General features: G+C 29.0%; 22 protein-coding genes. 19 read left to right on the top strand and 3 right to left on the bottom strand.

The window, feature by feature from the left end; translation table 11 throughout:
- Positions 1-85: 85 nt before the first annotated feature.
- The gene (locus M2325_RS06060; RefSeq protein WP_209591218.1) at positions 86-1,009 is read left to right on the top strand and encodes a uroporphyrinogen decarboxylase family protein; all 924 of its coding nucleotides are present in this window, start codon (positions 86-88) and stop codon (positions 1,007-1,009) included.
- An 18-nt stretch (positions 1,010-1,027) separates the two neighbouring features.
- Here the strand turns inward: M2325_RS06060 and M2325_RS06055 are convergent, their stop codons facing one another.
- The gene (locus M2325_RS06055) at positions 1,028-1,879 is read right to left on the bottom strand and encodes a helix-turn-helix transcriptional regulator (RefSeq protein ID WP_259052086.1); all 852 of its coding nucleotides are present in this window, start codon (positions 1,877-1,879) and stop codon (positions 1,028-1,030) included.
- Between the two features lie 28 nt (positions 1,880-1,907).
- Positions 1,908-2,543, bottom strand: coding sequence for a hypothetical protein (locus M2325_RS06050; protein WP_259052084.1), 636 nt, complete (start codon positions 2,541-2,543; stop codon positions 1,908-1,910).
- A gap of 309 nt (positions 2,544-2,852) precedes the next feature.
- On the opposite strand from M2325_RS06050, the gene M2325_RS06045 reads away from it, so the two are divergent.
- On the top strand, positions 2,853-3,218 hold the full coding sequence (locus M2325_RS06045; RefSeq protein ID WP_259052082.1) for a hypothetical protein: 366 nt from the start codon (positions 2,853-2,855) through the stop codon (positions 3,216-3,218).
- Between the two features lie 746 nt (positions 3,219-3,964).
- On the opposite strand, the gene M2325_RS06040 is transcribed toward M2325_RS06045, so the two are convergent.
- A complete protein-coding gene (locus tag M2325_RS06040; RefSeq protein ID WP_209591214.1) occupies positions 3,965-4,582 on the bottom strand; it encodes a ZPR1 zinc finger domain-containing protein in 618 nt (205 codons plus the stop codon).
- Positions 4,583-5,018: 436 nt separating this feature from the next.
- On the opposite strand from M2325_RS06040, the gene M2325_RS06035 reads away from it, so the two are divergent.
- From M2325_RS06035 to M2325_RS05955, 17 genes are all read left to right on the top strand, one after another.
- Complete coding sequence (locus M2325_RS06035) at positions 5,019-5,654, top strand: helix-turn-helix domain-containing protein (RefSeq protein ID WP_209591213.1); 636 nt, start codon at positions 5,019-5,021, stop codon at positions 5,652-5,654.
- Between the two features lie 164 nt (positions 5,655-5,818).
- Positions 5,819-6,055, top strand: coding sequence for an energy-converting NiFe hydrogenase A subunit EhaA (gene ehaA / locus M2325_RS06030; RefSeq protein ID WP_209591212.1), 237 nt, complete (start codon positions 5,819-5,821; stop codon positions 6,053-6,055).
- Positions 6,056-6,077: 22 nt separating this feature from the next.
- Positions 6,078-6,584, top strand: coding sequence for a [NiFe]-hydrogenase-3-type subunit EhaB (gene ehaB, locus M2325_RS06025; protein ID WP_259052080.1), 507 nt, complete (start codon positions 6,078-6,080; stop codon positions 6,582-6,584).
- 194 nt (positions 6,585-6,778) lie between these two features.
- Positions 6,779-7,069 carry a DUF2109 domain-containing protein gene (locus M2325_RS06020; RefSeq protein WP_209591210.1) on the top strand — a complete coding sequence of 97 codons (291 nt, stop codon included), beginning with the start codon at positions 6,779-6,781 and terminating at the stop codon, positions 7,067-7,069.
- A 103-nt stretch (positions 7,070-7,172) separates the two neighbouring features.
- Positions 7,173-7,451, top strand: coding sequence for an EhaD family protein (locus tag M2325_RS06015; protein WP_209591209.1), 279 nt, complete (start codon positions 7,173-7,175; stop codon positions 7,449-7,451).
- 127 nt (positions 7,452-7,578) lie between these two features.
- Positions 7,579-7,836, top strand: coding sequence for an EhaE family protein (locus M2325_RS06010; RefSeq protein ID WP_209591208.1), 258 nt, complete (start codon positions 7,579-7,581; stop codon positions 7,834-7,836).
- A gap of 1 nt (position 7,837) precedes the next feature.
- Positions 7,838-8,341 carry an EhaF family protein gene (locus tag M2325_RS06005; protein ID WP_209591207.1) on the top strand — a complete coding sequence of 168 codons (504 nt, stop codon included), beginning with the start codon at positions 7,838-7,840 and terminating at the stop codon, positions 8,339-8,341.
- A gap of 133 nt (positions 8,342-8,474) precedes the next feature.
- Positions 8,475-9,185: an EhaG family protein gene (locus M2325_RS06000; protein WP_209591206.1), complete on the top strand. Its 711-nt coding sequence runs from the start codon at positions 8,475-8,477 to the stop codon at positions 9,183-9,185.
- Between the two features lie 170 nt (positions 9,186-9,355).
- The gene (locus tag M2325_RS05995; RefSeq protein WP_209591205.1) at positions 9,356-10,018 is read left to right on the top strand and encodes a proton-conducting transporter transmembrane domain-containing protein; all 663 of its coding nucleotides are present in this window, start codon (positions 9,356-9,358) and stop codon (positions 10,016-10,018) included.
- Between the two features lie 169 nt (positions 10,019-10,187).
- Positions 10,188-10,400: a hypothetical protein gene (locus M2325_RS05990; RefSeq protein ID WP_310572594.1), complete on the top strand. Its 213-nt coding sequence runs from the start codon at positions 10,188-10,190 to the stop codon at positions 10,398-10,400.
- A gap of 2 nt (positions 10,401-10,402) precedes the next feature.
- Positions 10,403-11,278: a respiratory chain complex I subunit 1 family protein gene (locus M2325_RS05985; RefSeq protein ID WP_245314189.1), complete on the top strand. Its 876-nt coding sequence runs from the start codon at positions 10,403-10,405 to the stop codon at positions 11,276-11,278.
- A 124-nt stretch (positions 11,279-11,402) separates the two neighbouring features.
- Complete coding sequence (locus M2325_RS05980; protein ID WP_209591204.1) at positions 11,403-11,642, top strand: hypothetical protein; 240 nt, start codon at positions 11,403-11,405, stop codon at positions 11,640-11,642.
- Between the two features lie 4 nt (positions 11,643-11,646).
- Positions 11,647-11,940: an energy-converting hydrogenase subunit EhaL family protein gene (locus M2325_RS05975; RefSeq protein WP_209591203.1), complete on the top strand. Its 294-nt coding sequence runs from the start codon at positions 11,647-11,649 to the stop codon at positions 11,938-11,940.
- A gap of 75 nt (positions 11,941-12,015) precedes the next feature.
- Positions 12,016-12,429 (top strand): DUF1959 domain-containing protein, encoded by a 414-nt coding sequence (locus M2325_RS05970; protein WP_209591202.1) that lies wholly within the window; start codon positions 12,016-12,018, stop codon positions 12,427-12,429.
- 190 nt (positions 12,430-12,619) lie between these two features.
- The gene (locus tag M2325_RS05965; RefSeq protein ID WP_209591201.1) at positions 12,620-13,120 is read left to right on the top strand and encodes an NADH-quinone oxidoreductase subunit B family protein; all 501 of its coding nucleotides are present in this window, start codon (positions 12,620-12,622) and stop codon (positions 13,118-13,120) included.
- A gap of 146 nt (positions 13,121-13,266) precedes the next feature.
- Positions 13,267-14,397, top strand: coding sequence for a hydrogenase large subunit (locus M2325_RS05960; protein ID WP_209631845.1), 1,131 nt, complete (start codon positions 13,267-13,269; stop codon positions 14,395-14,397).
- A gap of 168 nt (positions 14,398-14,565) precedes the next feature.
- Complete coding sequence (locus tag M2325_RS05955; protein WP_259052078.1) at positions 14,566-15,828, top strand: 4Fe-4S binding protein; 1,263 nt, start codon at positions 14,566-14,568, stop codon at positions 15,826-15,828.

Here is a 15,828-nt window from a genome sequence, read left to right as displayed (position 1 = left end):
ATTTATTTTCACTTAATTTTAGATATATAGGAATAACATTGGAATTTAAACAATTAATGGCGTTATTGTTTAAGTTGGTGAAATTATGGATTCTAACAGTAAAGAAAATTCGGATTTTAAATGTATTAGTGATAATTTCGAAACAATACCTGATTCGATAGCTAGTGATTTTAAATTCCCTGAAGCACACAACAACCTCCAAGACATGATTAATTTATCAAAAGCTATGAAGGAAGTTAAAAAAGACATGTTTTGTAGACTTCCTTTCTGTAATACAATAGAAGCTGAAGCATTTGGTGCAATTATTAAATTGGGAGATAATAAATACGGTCCAAGGGTTGATAGGTATTTAATAAATTCAAATGAAGAATTGGCGGATTTTGAAACTATTTTGGATATAGATTTGAGCATGAAAAAAGGTAGAATAAATAATGTAATAACTGCAACTCAGGAATTGGTTAATTCTGGGGAGTATGTTATATTAAATATTTGCGGACCTTTTACGGTAGTTTCTGCATTAATGGACCCCAAAATATTCTACAAAGAACTTAGAAAAAATCCTGAAAATGCCCAGAAGTTATTAAATTATATTGAAGAAGGTATTATAAATTACATGGTCGAAGGGGCAAAAAGTGGTGCTAAAATTATATCTTATTCTGATTCTGTAGGTACATTAGATATTGTAGGTCCTAGAATTTTTAAAAAATATAGTGGAATATCCAATAAACGAATAATTGAGCAATATAAATCAACCATGGAAGGATTAGCAGATTATAATCCTATATTACATGTTTGTGGTAAGTTATCCTGTTCATTTGAAAATGTCGATATGTATTCACAATGTCCTGTAAACTGTAACACAACTACTAAAAATTACGGTGAAGTTTTATTAGATATTACAAGTTCAAATGATACAAGTAAAAATAAGACTACTACAGTATTGGGTAACGCATGTATAAAAAAGACACGTTCTAGGTTAAAAAATAGTATAATTTATGAATTAAAGTAAAATAATTATTTTTTACTTTTAAATATCGTTTTTATTGTATCCTTTTAGCGATATTCGATTGGTATTTCCGTAGGGTTTTCTAACTATTAACCCATATAACTCTAATTTTCTAATCGTTCTGGAAACCTTTACCTTTGAAAATCCTGTTTCTAAAACAATTTTGTTTTGTAATAATTCCTTATTTTCGCTATCGTACAATAAATTATATATTTTTAATTCATCTTCTTTTAAATTCTTTAATTTTTTCTCATCAACTTTAAATTCTTGATTTTTTAAATCTTCTTTTTTAATCTCAGTACTGGTTTTCTCAAGTTTATCAATTTTATCAATTTTATCAATTTTTTCTATTTTATCTTCAAATTTACTTTTAATTTCCTTTTCAACTTCTTTTAGTGGTTCTATTTCTTCTTTAATGTTCCAAGGGGTGTTATTTAAATTTCCAAATTCTACATTTTCCTCAAATTCTAGATGAGAAGGTTCTTCTTCAAAATAATTTAAATTTTCGTTTTCCATTGTTTTTACGGTTTTTCCACTGCCAATTTGAAGTTGTTCAACAGTACGATTATTAATTTGTGATTCGTCCAAATTTTCATTGTTTTTACGGTTTCCACTGTCTAAACTCTTTATTAACTCGTATTTAATGTCACCAATACAGGTAAGTTTTGAAAAGCAATTTGTGGCAATAGCTGAAAGCGCTAACATCAATATTACTTCATTAAGCGGATACATTTTTGGCGTGGCTATTGCTACAGGGTCTCCATTACCAATGGCTACTGAAACGGAAGTAATTCCTTTTGAAAACAGCAGTATTGATATGGAAAATACCGAACCTGCTAGTATAACCGCATATGCCAAATCTTTTTTGTTCATATTACCACTTAGTATGATTTATAATAGTTTAGTTGTTATATTGATTACCTATTTTTGTATTTCCATAACCTTTTGAATTATGATTTTGAGTTTGAGGATTTAAATTTTTTTGAACGGTATTGTTTAAATATTCTTTTTGTTCAAGTGATAAGTTTAATTGACTAATTTCTTCGTCAGATAATGAAACAAACTGATAAATTTCAAATATTTTTTCCATTTGTTGTTTTGATAAATTTAAATTACTTATATCTTCGTACGTGTAAATTCTATATACAATATGACGTGCTGATGAATTTTGAGTATACCCAATATCTGGCACTAAAACCCAATTTAATTCTTTATCATCTTTGTTCAAAATCTTATTTAATTTTTCATAAACCGATTTGTTCATGATGTGTATGTTACCTTGTGCATCATAGACCACACTATCGGGGTATTCCTCGGAAATATTTATGAGCGCATACTTTATTTCTACATCTAAAGAATCTCCAGGTATTGTAGATACATATAATTCTCCGCTACCAACTTTATAGGGGGGTGAAATGTCTTTGAAATTTTCATCCAAATTATCTCCAAATACATTCCATAATATGTTGGCAGATATCATTGCCCCACTAACAAATGCAATGATGCATATTAAGGTTACAAGAATTATTTTCTTCATTTTATTTACCTCCCAGCATATTTAGGGTGAAATACACTTTATACGTTATGTTGAAACGAGTTTTGAGTAATTTTAAATCTTGAAACCACTATTCTAAATTACAAAATAACTGAAACGAGTCTATATTTTTAATTTTTAAAAGTAATTATTAACTTATATATTATATACTTAACGATTTAGTTGTATTTTAACCAATCTATAACATTATTTTAAAAATTCATTGCATTTTAAAAATAAATTATAAAATAGAGTTTATAATATAGTGTTTCAACTAAGTATTATTCGGGAGCAAGTCCCGGGGGCCAATAAATGAGTAAATTTACAAAGATTACAGCGTCCTTATTGGTCATGTCAATTTGTATTGCAGGAGTTTTTGCAATTGGCTTTGATAATTCAAACGGTCAAAGAATGAAAACAAATGCCTTACAAATTGAAAATTGTGATTGTACACAATCAGGTGCAGAAGATTGCCAAAATTATGAACATAGTTATAATTACAATCATAACCATCAACATAACTACAAATTAAATAATGCAAACTGTACCTGTGATTACAACTGTGAAAATAGAAGTGAATTTAAAAACAACAATTACCAACACAACTATAAAAACAACCGTAATCAAAAAAATAACAATGTAGGAGCGATTGAATCAGCAATCGGTTCAATATTTTAATGAAGTATTATCATAATTACAATATGAATTAAGGACAATATTTACACAAAATTTCTATCATTTAATTTAATAGATTTTAATTTAAAACATTTAGTTAACACATTTAGTTTAATATATTATGTATAAATTGGTTGTATTACATTACATAATAGGACATGCTTATAAATGAATTTACACAGAAACACTAAGTTATGCCATATAACTAATGATGGATTAAACGTACCATATCTATTTATTGAAAACTTATGCCTATCTAATTGAAACACACTATCTACTTATCATGGGAATATAAGCTGATGCTTATATCTATTAAACTATTACTATTTCAAAAGAATACAAAGAATACAAACACATGCTAAATACACTATGCTACATAGAACACTAGACAACACTAGAATATCTAACAAAATAAAAAATAAAAAATAGAAACTTAAATAAATTTACAAAAACTTAAATAAATGGATATTTTAAGTTATCCTTTAATATTTTATAATATTCCTCCAAGTATTATAAAGTTTGAAATCAAAAAAGTTTAAAACTATATAAAATATTCATTTATAAATTTACGTGCCTAAAATAATTTAAAAACAAAAAAATTTTCATAGATTTACACACTTAAATTTAATTTACACATTAAAATTTTATTTTTACAAAAAAGTTATTTTGAAATTTAAGTTTTATCTTAAATTTAAAATTTTATAATATACTTTATTTCTATTATCTTATTATTCATTATTAATTATTCATTATTCATGAACTCCATTTTCCATAATTGCTACGTCATGTGTTAATTTAGCTATTTCTTCTTCGTTTAAATCTTCTTCTACTACTCCATCTCCAATTATTGCACTATGTCCAAGTGGGTCTTCTATTATAAGTGTGACAGACAACTCTCCTTTTTTAACCAATTCTAATTTACCAACAAGTTCATTAGCTTTTTTTATTTCATTTTCATCTTCTACCCAGCCTTTAAGCGTTTTTAAGGCATCTTCTAATCTTGTAAGTACGCCTTCTACATTAGATACGTAGGCTTCTGAAGCCGGCCCTGGTGAAACTTCAAATCCAAGTTCTGGTATTAAAATATGACCTGTAGACCCCCTAATTACTCTTTTATTTAAATCGTATTCTTCGTTTATCTTTAATATAAATCTTTTAGGTTCTTTTACTTCTGAAGGGAATATATCACTTTTTTTATAGTTACAATTTTTACAAAATAATGTAGTTTCTATAACTTTTCCAAAATAAGGTATCTCCAATTCTTGAGTTACCATTTTTAAGCCATTTTCCGCATGACATATGGGGCAATCCATAACGCTAACTTGATTAATTCCACTTTTTATATTCTCATCTTTTTTAAATTCCATATTTTCACCCATAATATAATAATAGTTTATACATAATATTCATATTTCTATTAAATATTATACTAAATTAACATATTATACTTTGTATTTTTATTATTTTTATTTTTATTTGCCATTATCTATTTTATTGTATTAAATACAATTGAGTATTAATTAAAAATATTAAACATATTAAAAATATTAATGATAGTCGAATGGGTCATAATACTAATTTTTAATTAAATATTACCAAATTTTAAGTAAAAAATTATATATACAACATCCTACAAGAATATTAATATTCTTAGGAAATAATATTTACACATATTTCAAGGACATAATTCTAATTTAATACTAACTTCAAAATGATATAAATCGTATTATTAAATTAGTTATAATTGAAGAATACGCGTAATTAATCCTATAAAATAAATTACTGAGTATTATGGAAGATAATATGTATTCTAAGCTTAATATTATTGAAAGAGTAATTTTACTCGACCCAAAATACATAAAAGTATTTAGGAATAAGTTAAAAATAACACAATCTAAATTAGCAGACGAAAGTGGCGTTAGTCAATCACATCTTAGTATGCTTGAAAAAGGTAAAAGAGAAATAGGGGAAGCTCACGCAGCAGCATTAACATTGGGTTTACTAAAATCATCTACTGCACTATCTAAAGAAGACCCTATATCTTATCTATTGGATGTATTGTCACTTACTAAATTAGAATCTGCCATAGTTGAGTTTATATATGATATTACGCATGAAAAAAACCACAAATGTCGCCGAGAGGTAGAAGGATACCCTGTTTACATCATCGATAAAAAATATTTTTCTGAAGAATTGAAAAAAAGAGTAGATGTAATCGAAATTGAAAAAGTAGATTTTTTTAGGGGAAAAATGAGAATTGAAGGTAAACACTTTGATAAAAAGGAAGTGGTACTTCTAGATTGTGCAGATATTAGGAGATTGGAGAAAAAAGTTTCCAATACTTTAAAAAATAAGACTATAATTCAAATATTTCCAAAATCCGAACTTCCGCCGATATATTCGTGTAGGGGAGATTGTATAATCTTACATTGTTGGTAGATTAATATACGGCTAATTGTTATAATTCAATTATAGATACTAACATTCCAAATGTTGGAAATCAAACATACAATATGGAATAAGTATGGTATAGAATATAGATTTTAATACATTAAATATCGTAAATATCGTAAATATATTAAATTTTATCAAATGGTGTAATCATGGTAGAATTATTTGTTATAGCAGTTTTAGTTTCAATGACGATTGCTTATCTATTGAAGCTAAAAATTAGTTATGATATGAATTCTTTCGAACCTACGGCTTTATTTCCTACTCCATTCGTAGCCGTTGGTTTAACTGCAATAATGCACAGGTTTATCGAGCTAGATGTAGTTGTTGCAGTATCTATCGGAATTATTTCCGGCATATTTTCAAAATATGCTAATAAAATCTTTTAATGGCTTTATTAAGGGTGTTTAAATGTCATCAATACTTTTAGAAGCGAGCTATATTCTCATAGCATCTATAATATGTTGGTTTAATTTTGTAACTGTCGATACAATTTTTGGACTTCCAAAGGCTCCAGGTGTTCAAGGTGCCGGGGTAATTGGAAAAAAAATACAATCAATTGGTGGAAACCTAAATGGTGGGTATTTCATGGGTAATATTGTATGTTCGCCAGACGCTTCGGCAGGTACGCTTATGGCATCAATCTTTTATTATACGATGGGCATAGAAGGTGGATTAATCGCTATATTTTTAATATATATTGGGAATAGGCTATGCCACGATACTGGTTATGCGGGAACTATCGGAGCCACCACAATGACTGTTATACTATATTTATTAGGTGGTTTGACCGGTTTAGTAGAACCACAGTATTTTATTGCAGGAATGGTGGTTGCAATATTTACAATACAAGGTTTAAGCCATGAAAAAGCTTCTAAAGTACTATATTCTATAGGTAAAACTTTAAAAGTTTTATAGGTCATTCAAATATGGATTATACTATCGATTATACCTTCGATTATAATCTAAATTCCAAATTACAATTGATTTGTAAATTTATAATTTATAATTTAATAAAATTAATAAAATTAATAAAAATTAATAATATCGGTAAGATTCTTTGAATAATTATTGATAGTTTAAATACATTAAATATCATCATGTGTGATAGTATGGAAAGCTTAGTAATTCTAACAATAGGGTTTATAGGCATAATTTGTGTTGCAAGGATGTTTTTAACAAAGAGTAGGGCGTTAAAATTGCCAATACTTTGTTGTTTAAATTTTGCAATTGCAGCACTGATTGCGCTATACATAAATTCACCAATGGGAGCATTAGTTTCGATAATTTACTTTGTATTTGCTACCCTATCGAGTAATGCAATAGCTCACACGATTGGTGAATTGGATAAGTTTCAAGATATTGATAAATTTGAAAAAGATGACGATGAATTTTTCAAATAATATTTTGAAATTAATACTTATCAATAAATATTTTGAATATTATTCATTGGTAGATAATTCATATTATGTCTAATTATACACAAATAATGATTTTGGTGATTAAATGGAACTATTGGCTATAGTCGCAATTGCTTGCTGTTTGCTCGGAGGTATTGGTACCATAGTTCACACAGATAATATCAATAAAATAATAATGTTTGCATTATTAGAAACTGGTTTAATAGGTCTTATAGTTTCTTTTAGGTATTTGGATGTGGCAATTGTCTCATCTCTCTTAGAACCAATCGGAACTGTGATACTTTTATTAGGTATTGTAAAATACGAATATATTTTGAAAAATAAGAAAGTATATTCAAAAGAAATTCCTGTGTTGACTAAGTAATTATTTGACTAATCAATTTAATATGATTTAATAACTAATCTAATAACTAATCTAATAATCAATTTAATTGAAAATATTTAAAATAAAAGACATAAATAATCTCAAAACTCGCTAAAATTGTGATATCATGGAACTTGTGCAATATACCTTATATACGGGTTATATTTTGTTAATATTAGGCACAATAGGGGCAGTAATGGGTCCAATGTCAAAAGACCCTATAAAAAAACTTTTAAATGTGGAAGTCCCTTCGATAGGTCTTAGTCTTATATTGCTTGCATATAATCATACACTAGCATTAATGACCTTTTTAGCAGTTAATGCAGCAATTGGTCTTGTTTTAATTAGGGCAGTTATAAAAACAGTGGAAAATACGGAGGAATAACATGAAAAAAATAAATGATGCTTGGAATTATATTTCAAAACCAAGTACTGTTTCAAGATTATTTTCAGGTTTTCTGTGTTTGTCGTTATTTATAATGGTTTTTATGCCCCTTGAATTTAACAGCGACCAGTTATACCCTAAGGCAGATATTCAGAGCCAGGTTTTAAAAACGCCACTAGCACCTTATGATAGAGGCGGAATACCTCTCGAAGAGCCTGCAAATATAAAGTCTCAATATCCTGAAAATGAACCAATTCTAGGACAAATAACTGCATACCTAACCCCGTTAGCAACTTGGATTTCTCAAAATACTAATTATTTCGGAACAACCATAGTTTCAACGCCTGGTGGGATATTGGATGAAATATTGTATTATACAAGAGGTATGGATACAGTACTGGAATCATCAACCCTATTAATCTCATTCATGGTATTTGGATGGTTATACGTAAATAGAAATAGAGAAGAAGACGAAAATATGGAAGAAATAGATAATAACGTATAAAATAATTTTAAATAGAAAAATAATTATTATAATTTTTTAAATAAATGTTAATTATAATAAAATAGGAATATACGAAAATAAGAAAATAAGAAAATAAGAATACAAGTAATTAGATTTACGATTAGGTGTAAAAATGCCACTCGACATTGTAAGTATGTTTTATAGTAATTCGATAATAGTAGGCATAATTGTTGGTGTTATTTCATTATATGCCATTTCTCGCGAAAAATGGGATGTAAATATGATAATACTTAGTGACGTCGTTGAATTGGCTATGCTAATAATTGTAGCGTCCGTAGGTTCCGACCTTGCCGAAGCGTTAATCCTCCCGGGTTTGGTTGTAGGTATGGCAGAATTATTGGCCGTTTCAGAGATATATATTTCTAGGAAAAATATATCTGACGAGAAAATACGATGTAAATCAAAATCCCGAAAGGTTAAGTTATTAGAAGAATTTACAATCAAAGAAAGTCCCAATTTAAACGTGAATTTTACCAAAATGCAAATTTTGGAAACAAGTCCTAAATTTTTAGCAGTAATTTTAATAATATATGGGGCAATATTGAGTGGTTTCACAGGCGGGGCGGTAATGGCGTCAGGTTTAATTTATTATTTACTTTCAAAACGAGTACTTGGGGAACAGATTACCAAAGCAGATTTTTTAAACATATGGGATGGTTTTATCTCGTTTTCAGGTATCGCATGGACATTATGGGTTTTAGGCTTTTTAGGCTTTTTTATAATGCCTTCAAAATGGCCAGTATTCCTTTTAGTTGCGTCATTAGGTCTTGTATTGAAAGTAGGTTCTAAATTGGGGCTAATAGGTCACATTTGGAAACCTTAAATTTAATTTACTCTTTATTAATTATTCATATTATTGATAAATATTGATTATTAATATATTTCTAATTATATTGGATATTCTATTAATTAAAATATCAAATAATCGTTATAAACTAAATATATTGTTGATATTGAACACTTTTTAAGTTTTAAGTGTTTATTGGTGATTTGATGGTGTTTAGTACAATTTCTGGATTTCTCTACGGAATTATACCCCTTGGCGATATCCGGTTTTATGTAACTGATTTCTCTATAATTGGCTTCATTGTTTCTATTATTTTTACAATAATAGTTTATTTCTCAAAACCCGAAAAACAAGTTGTAGCTCAATTTAAAAGTTTTGGAGATAAGTATAATTATGTAACCCCGAATGAATTAAAGATTAGACGACTAATGTCGGTCATATGCGGTGTTGCAACAGCTTTCGCAATGCTAACTGGTGATATATTCAATTTTGCCCTATTTTTGGCAGTGATTGGTTTATCAAACATAGGTATTGTAGCAGCAGTAAAAAAAGAATGGGTTTTAAATGCAGCTTTCCATTACGGAATCATAGCAATGATTTCTTCGCTACCTTTATTCGGTGCAGCAGCTTTGATATTGGCAAAATCTGGTACTTTGTCAATTTTAGAGTTGGCAAAACAAAATAATGATTTATTATTCCAAAAGGCAATATATGCAATAGGTATGGTTGGAGAAACTGGAGTTGCACCATTTTATGCAGCAAAAGCAGAAATGTTTAGGGCTCCAGGAGCACCTTATATTCTTATGATACACTTATCCTCATTGCTGATAATTATAAGAACTGTAGAAATTTTATTGACCATATCTTAATTAAATAAATTAAATAAATTATATACTTCATAATCTATCGAATTAATCACTATAATTCAATATTGACTTTAAATAATAACTACTTACAATATTAAAAATTTATAAATTAATTATTACAAATAAACAAATAAACAAATAAATTACAAGTACTCATCATTTTGGTGAAAATGTGAAATTGACTCCAGAATTCAAAAGTGGTATAATTGCTCTTATAATCGGAATTGTAGGCTATTTATATATTTATTTGGCAAATTTGGGCGATTTGTTTTCTTATTTAGGAATGGCGGTATCTACACCATTTTTAATATATGGAATAGGAATTTTATTAAACCCAAGTACTAAGCGGAAAGAAATGGGCAAAATTCCATTTAGAGGGTGGTAATTATGGAAACTATCGGTTATATGGTAAATTCTTTGGCATATACGCTATATGCTTTTTTAATAGGTGGTACTCTACTTGGATTCCATCGTAAAGTAATAGCTCGTATACAAGGAAGACCGGGACCTCCAATAATCCAGTATTTGATACAAACAACTAAATTTTACTTCAAGGAAATTACATTTCCTTCAACTGCAGGTAATCCGTTGTATGTTTTTGTAGCGCTTATGGATATGATGGTATGGATGAGTGCCCTATCTATCGCCGTAATATTCCAATCTTCCCTCCTGATTATGATTGGACTATATATCCTTCAAAAAATCGTTGAACATGGATGTGGATTAAGCAGTGGTTCCCCTTACGGAAAAATGGGTGGTGTGAGAAGTGTTTTCTCAGCAGCAGCAGAAGTACCCCTTTTCGCAGCGGTTGGTATAATCTACATAGTTACAAACACGTTAATGATTGGAGATATTATCAATTATCAAGTTATAAATGGCCCTTTAATTTTCCAATTGCCACTTTGTGCATTCGCATTGTTTGTTTTAGTGGTTTCAAAAGCTCCTTTCAGCCCTTTTGGCATTGTAAAAGGTAAAGATATCGTAAGCGGTTATATGACGGAACATTACGGATTATTGCATGGTATAATCATGATAGGTGACGCATTAGCTTGGTTTGTACTATTATGGTTGTTTATGGCCTTATTCTTAGGACCTTTGGTTTTAAATCCTGCTGTAGCCTTGTTGAGTATGGTAGGATTAACTTTCATAGTTTCATTTATATGTGCATTATCGCCACTATTAACGCCACACCATTCAGTAATGATTCAAATATCAATTGCTTCGCTTACATTAATTGATTTAGCATATAGATTAATTCATTAATAAAATTACTAACTTACTAACTTAATGAATTATTAAATTGTATAATATATTTAAATTTAATAATTTACCAAATATACAATTAAAGACCGACTAATATTATATAAAAAAATAACCCGGTGTTATTATGAAAAAATACGGCCATATGATTGGATTAGCATCTATAGTAGTATTTTTAATGGTACTATCTGTGAATACTATACAAATTGACGTAACCTGGGCATTGGCTATATTTACGGCTTTAGCACTAATTGCATTAATAATACCTAAATTAAAAATAGCCCATAAATTAGAAAATTTGGAACATTTATTAATGTTTTTGGTATTTTTAGCATTTATATACGCAGGTTTTACGTTATTAGGGTGATTAAATGGTTACAGTACCTTATTATTTACTATACTGTGTAATAGCATTTATAATTGGTTCTTCCTTTGGATTATCATACAGTTACAAAAAATACAGTAGTCCATATTCTGAAAAGAAACTTGATAAATTAGCTTTATCAATGGCTTTAATAGGCGCTATATTGTTTAACATATACATACCGTTATCAATAGCATTTCTTTCATTTCCATTAGGTATGCGGGCAGGTTATGGCTCAAAAGAGTTTTATACTGGTATTTTAATCACTTTGCTAGCGTATTTCTTAACATTGATTGTATAATTAATATGATAATTGGTTATATCAATTGGTTATTTTAATCATTGATTTTAACCAATCTATAATTATGGTGAAATCATGGCTGAAGAAGACAATTATGTTGATAAAAATTATGATAAGGACAGTTTAGCACAAAAATACAATATAATAAAGGATAATCGGTATATAATGGAAGATGCAATTATGCCGATTGCAAGAGCGCTGAAATTACCAATTGATGAAGTTGTTGGGATATTTGCAAGTCATTATGATGGTATTTCATTATACGAGATTCATGCTTATATCGAACAAGCAAAAATGGGTTGTTTGGGTAGAAAAGTTGATATTGATTTAGGTTTATGCTGGCTATCTGATTTTTTAGGAATAATTTCTAAAAGTGACGCAGACTTAATTAGAAAAAAAGTTGTGGAAGATACTTTAATCAATAAGATTGATTATGAAAAAGCACTCGATAAAGGGCGTAAATTGACTATAGCATTAATGAAAGAATAATTTATTATTAATAAAATAATTAAATTAATAATAAAGATAAAATTGGGAAAATTAAAAATATTTATGGTTAAAATATACTTATTTTGTTAAAATAACAGATTAAATAATGTATATTTAATTTATATCATGTATATAATTTATATTAATTTATATCAAGTTATAATAATTTATTAATATTACAAGTGGTAATATGATTAAAGATTTTGCAAGAAAACGGTCTATAAACGTCTGTATCGTAAATACAGGAGGTTGCAACGGTTGCGATATAGAAGTAGTATCCACTTTAGCGCCAAGATATGATATCGAACAATACGGTATTTATGTACACAATAACCCTCGTGAAGCTGACGTTTTGGTAGTAACCGGACCTGTAGTCTTACCCTGGAAAGAAAGATTAAAAGAAATATTTGAAAAAACACCTGAGCCAAAAGTAGTAGTTGCAGTAGGTGCATGCGCATTAAGTTGCGGTATATTTAAGGAAGGTCATGTTTATGGGCCAGTGGATAAAATAATCCCCGTAGATGCTAAATTGCCAGGATGCCCTCCAAGACCTTCTGAGATAATCGAAGCGATTGTTTCAATTGCTCCTGAAGCATTGGCAATGAAAGAAAAAATGTTGAAGGAAATGGAATTAAAAAATAAAAATAATCAAGAAAATAACAATCAAGATAATCAAGAAACTAATAAATAATAACTAATAAATAATAAAAAAACAATATTTTGCAGTTTTTTTAAATATCTCAGTTATTATAGATTATTATAATTATACTAATTATAACTTAAATATCGAAATACTCAACGATATATTATAACCAATTTTAATTAAATGGAGATACTATGAACGTAATACCAATTGGACCAGTACATCCGATTTTAAAAGAACCTCTAAGAATAAAGCTTTTAGTAGAGGGAGAAAATGTAAAGGGTGCTGAAATAGATATGGGGTATGTGCATCGAGGAATAGAGCGTATAATGGAAGGAAAAAGTTATATGAAAGGCATACACCTATCTGAACGAGTTTGTGGGATATGCTCCTATATTCACACTCAAACATTCGCAGAATGTATTGAACACATGTGCAATATTGAAACACCCGAAAAAGCAGGACATTTAAGAGTTGTAACAACTGAATTAGAAAGAATTCACAGCCATTTAATCGCTGCAGCAGTTTATAATTTAACCATAGAGCATGAAACTCTTGCAATGTGGATGTTAAATGCAAGGGAAATTGTAATGAACCTTTTAGAGCTAATAACCGGTAATCGGGTTAACATGGGTTATAACGTTGTAGGTGGGGTTCGTTTAGATTTAAAAAAGGAAATAATAGACCAAATACTTAAAGAACTTGATAAATTTGAGGATGATATTCAGAATATCATTGAAGTATTTAGGTCTGGACCCATGATAAATTTGAGGAGCAAGGACATTGGAAAGCTAGGGTACAAGGAATTAATGAAGACAAGAGCTGCAGGACCTGTTGCAAGGGCTTCTGGAATTCCCGAAAGTGACTGGAGACTTAGGTCTGACCTTTATAAACAGTATAAGTTTAAACCGTGCTGGAGAAGTGAAGGAGATAATTTTGCTAGGATGATGGTACGACACGAGGAAGTATTGGTCAGTATTGATTTAATAAGGCAAGCATTGACTATGTATCAAGAATGTTCGGGACCTGTACGTAATAAAGCTATTATCCATGCAGCAGAAGGAGAATATAGAAACGAAGCCCATAGGGGTGAAGTTTATTATAAAATAGCAATTACCGAAGGTGGAATAATTAAAAGAATAATTATTAGAACACCTACGGTAATGAATCTAGAGGCTTACAAATACATGTTAAAAACATGCCCAACAGTTCCTGACGCTGTAGCTACTTATACATCAATAGACCCGTGTGTATCATGTACTGAAAGAACAATAGTATTAAAAGACGTAATAACGGGTAAAACTACCAATTATAAAGACTTTTAATATAAAATATACTAAAATACTTAAAATACCAATTATGCAAATTTTATCTACTATTTAATTAATAAAGTGTTTAATTCATTAAATTACTATTAAACTATAATTTAATTATTATTCATCATATAATCATCTAATCATCATATATTTATAAAAGTGTTAGGGAATCGTATTATGTCATCTTCAATCTGGTATCTTTACGAATTTGTAAGGAAAAAATGGTTAAAAAGATTTGCAAATGCAAAAACAGAGAAAGAAGCGTACGTACCACCAAAAAGATACCGAAAAATTCCGGTAATCATTGATCAGCCAGACAATTGTATAAGTTGCAATGGTTGTTATCAATCCTGTCCATCCGAAGCCATTGAAATGAGGTATTCTGAAGAATATGGTAAAGTTTTACCGGTTTTTTTCCCAGGTTCTTGCATATCTTGTGGTAATTGTGTAGAAACTTGTCCAACAGGAGTTTTAGAGCAAGGTACTTTACGAAAAGAAGCTAAAGAATATAATTGGACTGTGCCAAAAATAAATAATTACGTAATCGACGATGAATTATGTGTAAAATGTGATAGTTGTAAGAGAACTTGTCCTGTTAATGCAATAACTTATGATAATAACGTCTATAGGATAAAAACTAATGATTGTGTAGGTTGTAATCGTTGTGCAACTGTTTGTCCCGTAGAAGGCGCAATAAAGGTTTATAATGAGTATGATTTGTCTGAAAAAATAAATAGGGCTCAAAATTTAAAGTTTTTAAAGAAAAGTAAAAAAATAAAATACGAAACTTTTAAAAATAATACAAATGATAACGATAATGTAGAAAATAACGAAGAAAACAACGTATCAACTGATAATGGAGTTATTAACGATATTAAACATATTATCGTAGCTGAAGAATATAAGCCTGATTCAATAGCTGAAATTCCACGGATTGTACCAAGTCTTTGTATCAAATGTAATAATTGTACTGATGTATGTCCTGGAAAAATAGATTTGGATTCATTGGAAGTTTTAGACTGTGTAAAATGTGGATTATGTATAGAAGTATGTCCCACTACTGCAATTAGAACTGGAACTGTGGTAAAAAAGACATTGAATACAGAAAACTGTTATATTGTAAATGAAGACAAATGTATAGGCTGTAGAATCTGCAGTAAAGCTTGTAACGTTGAAAATGCCATATCTATATCTTTAGAAACTAATATGCCGTATATAAACCCATATTATTGCGTAAGGTGCGGTTTGTGTCACAGAGAATGTCCTGTAGATGCAATAGATTTCCCAGAAACGTTAGAATCTGAAAAATTAAGTAAATATCGCTCTGTTAGAAATAATTTCCAACTATTAATTGAAAAAGATTTGGAAGATTATGCTAAAAATTACGTTATTGCAAAGGATGAAATTCTTGAAAAAGGTAAAAAAGAATTAAACTTATAA

The organism is Methanococcus voltae PS, from assembly GCF_024807035.1.
Classification (GTDB): Archaea; AGJL01; Methanococci; order Methanococcales; family Methanococcaceae; genus Methanococcus; species Methanococcus voltae.
This window is presented reverse-complemented; position numbering and strand designations above follow the sequence as displayed.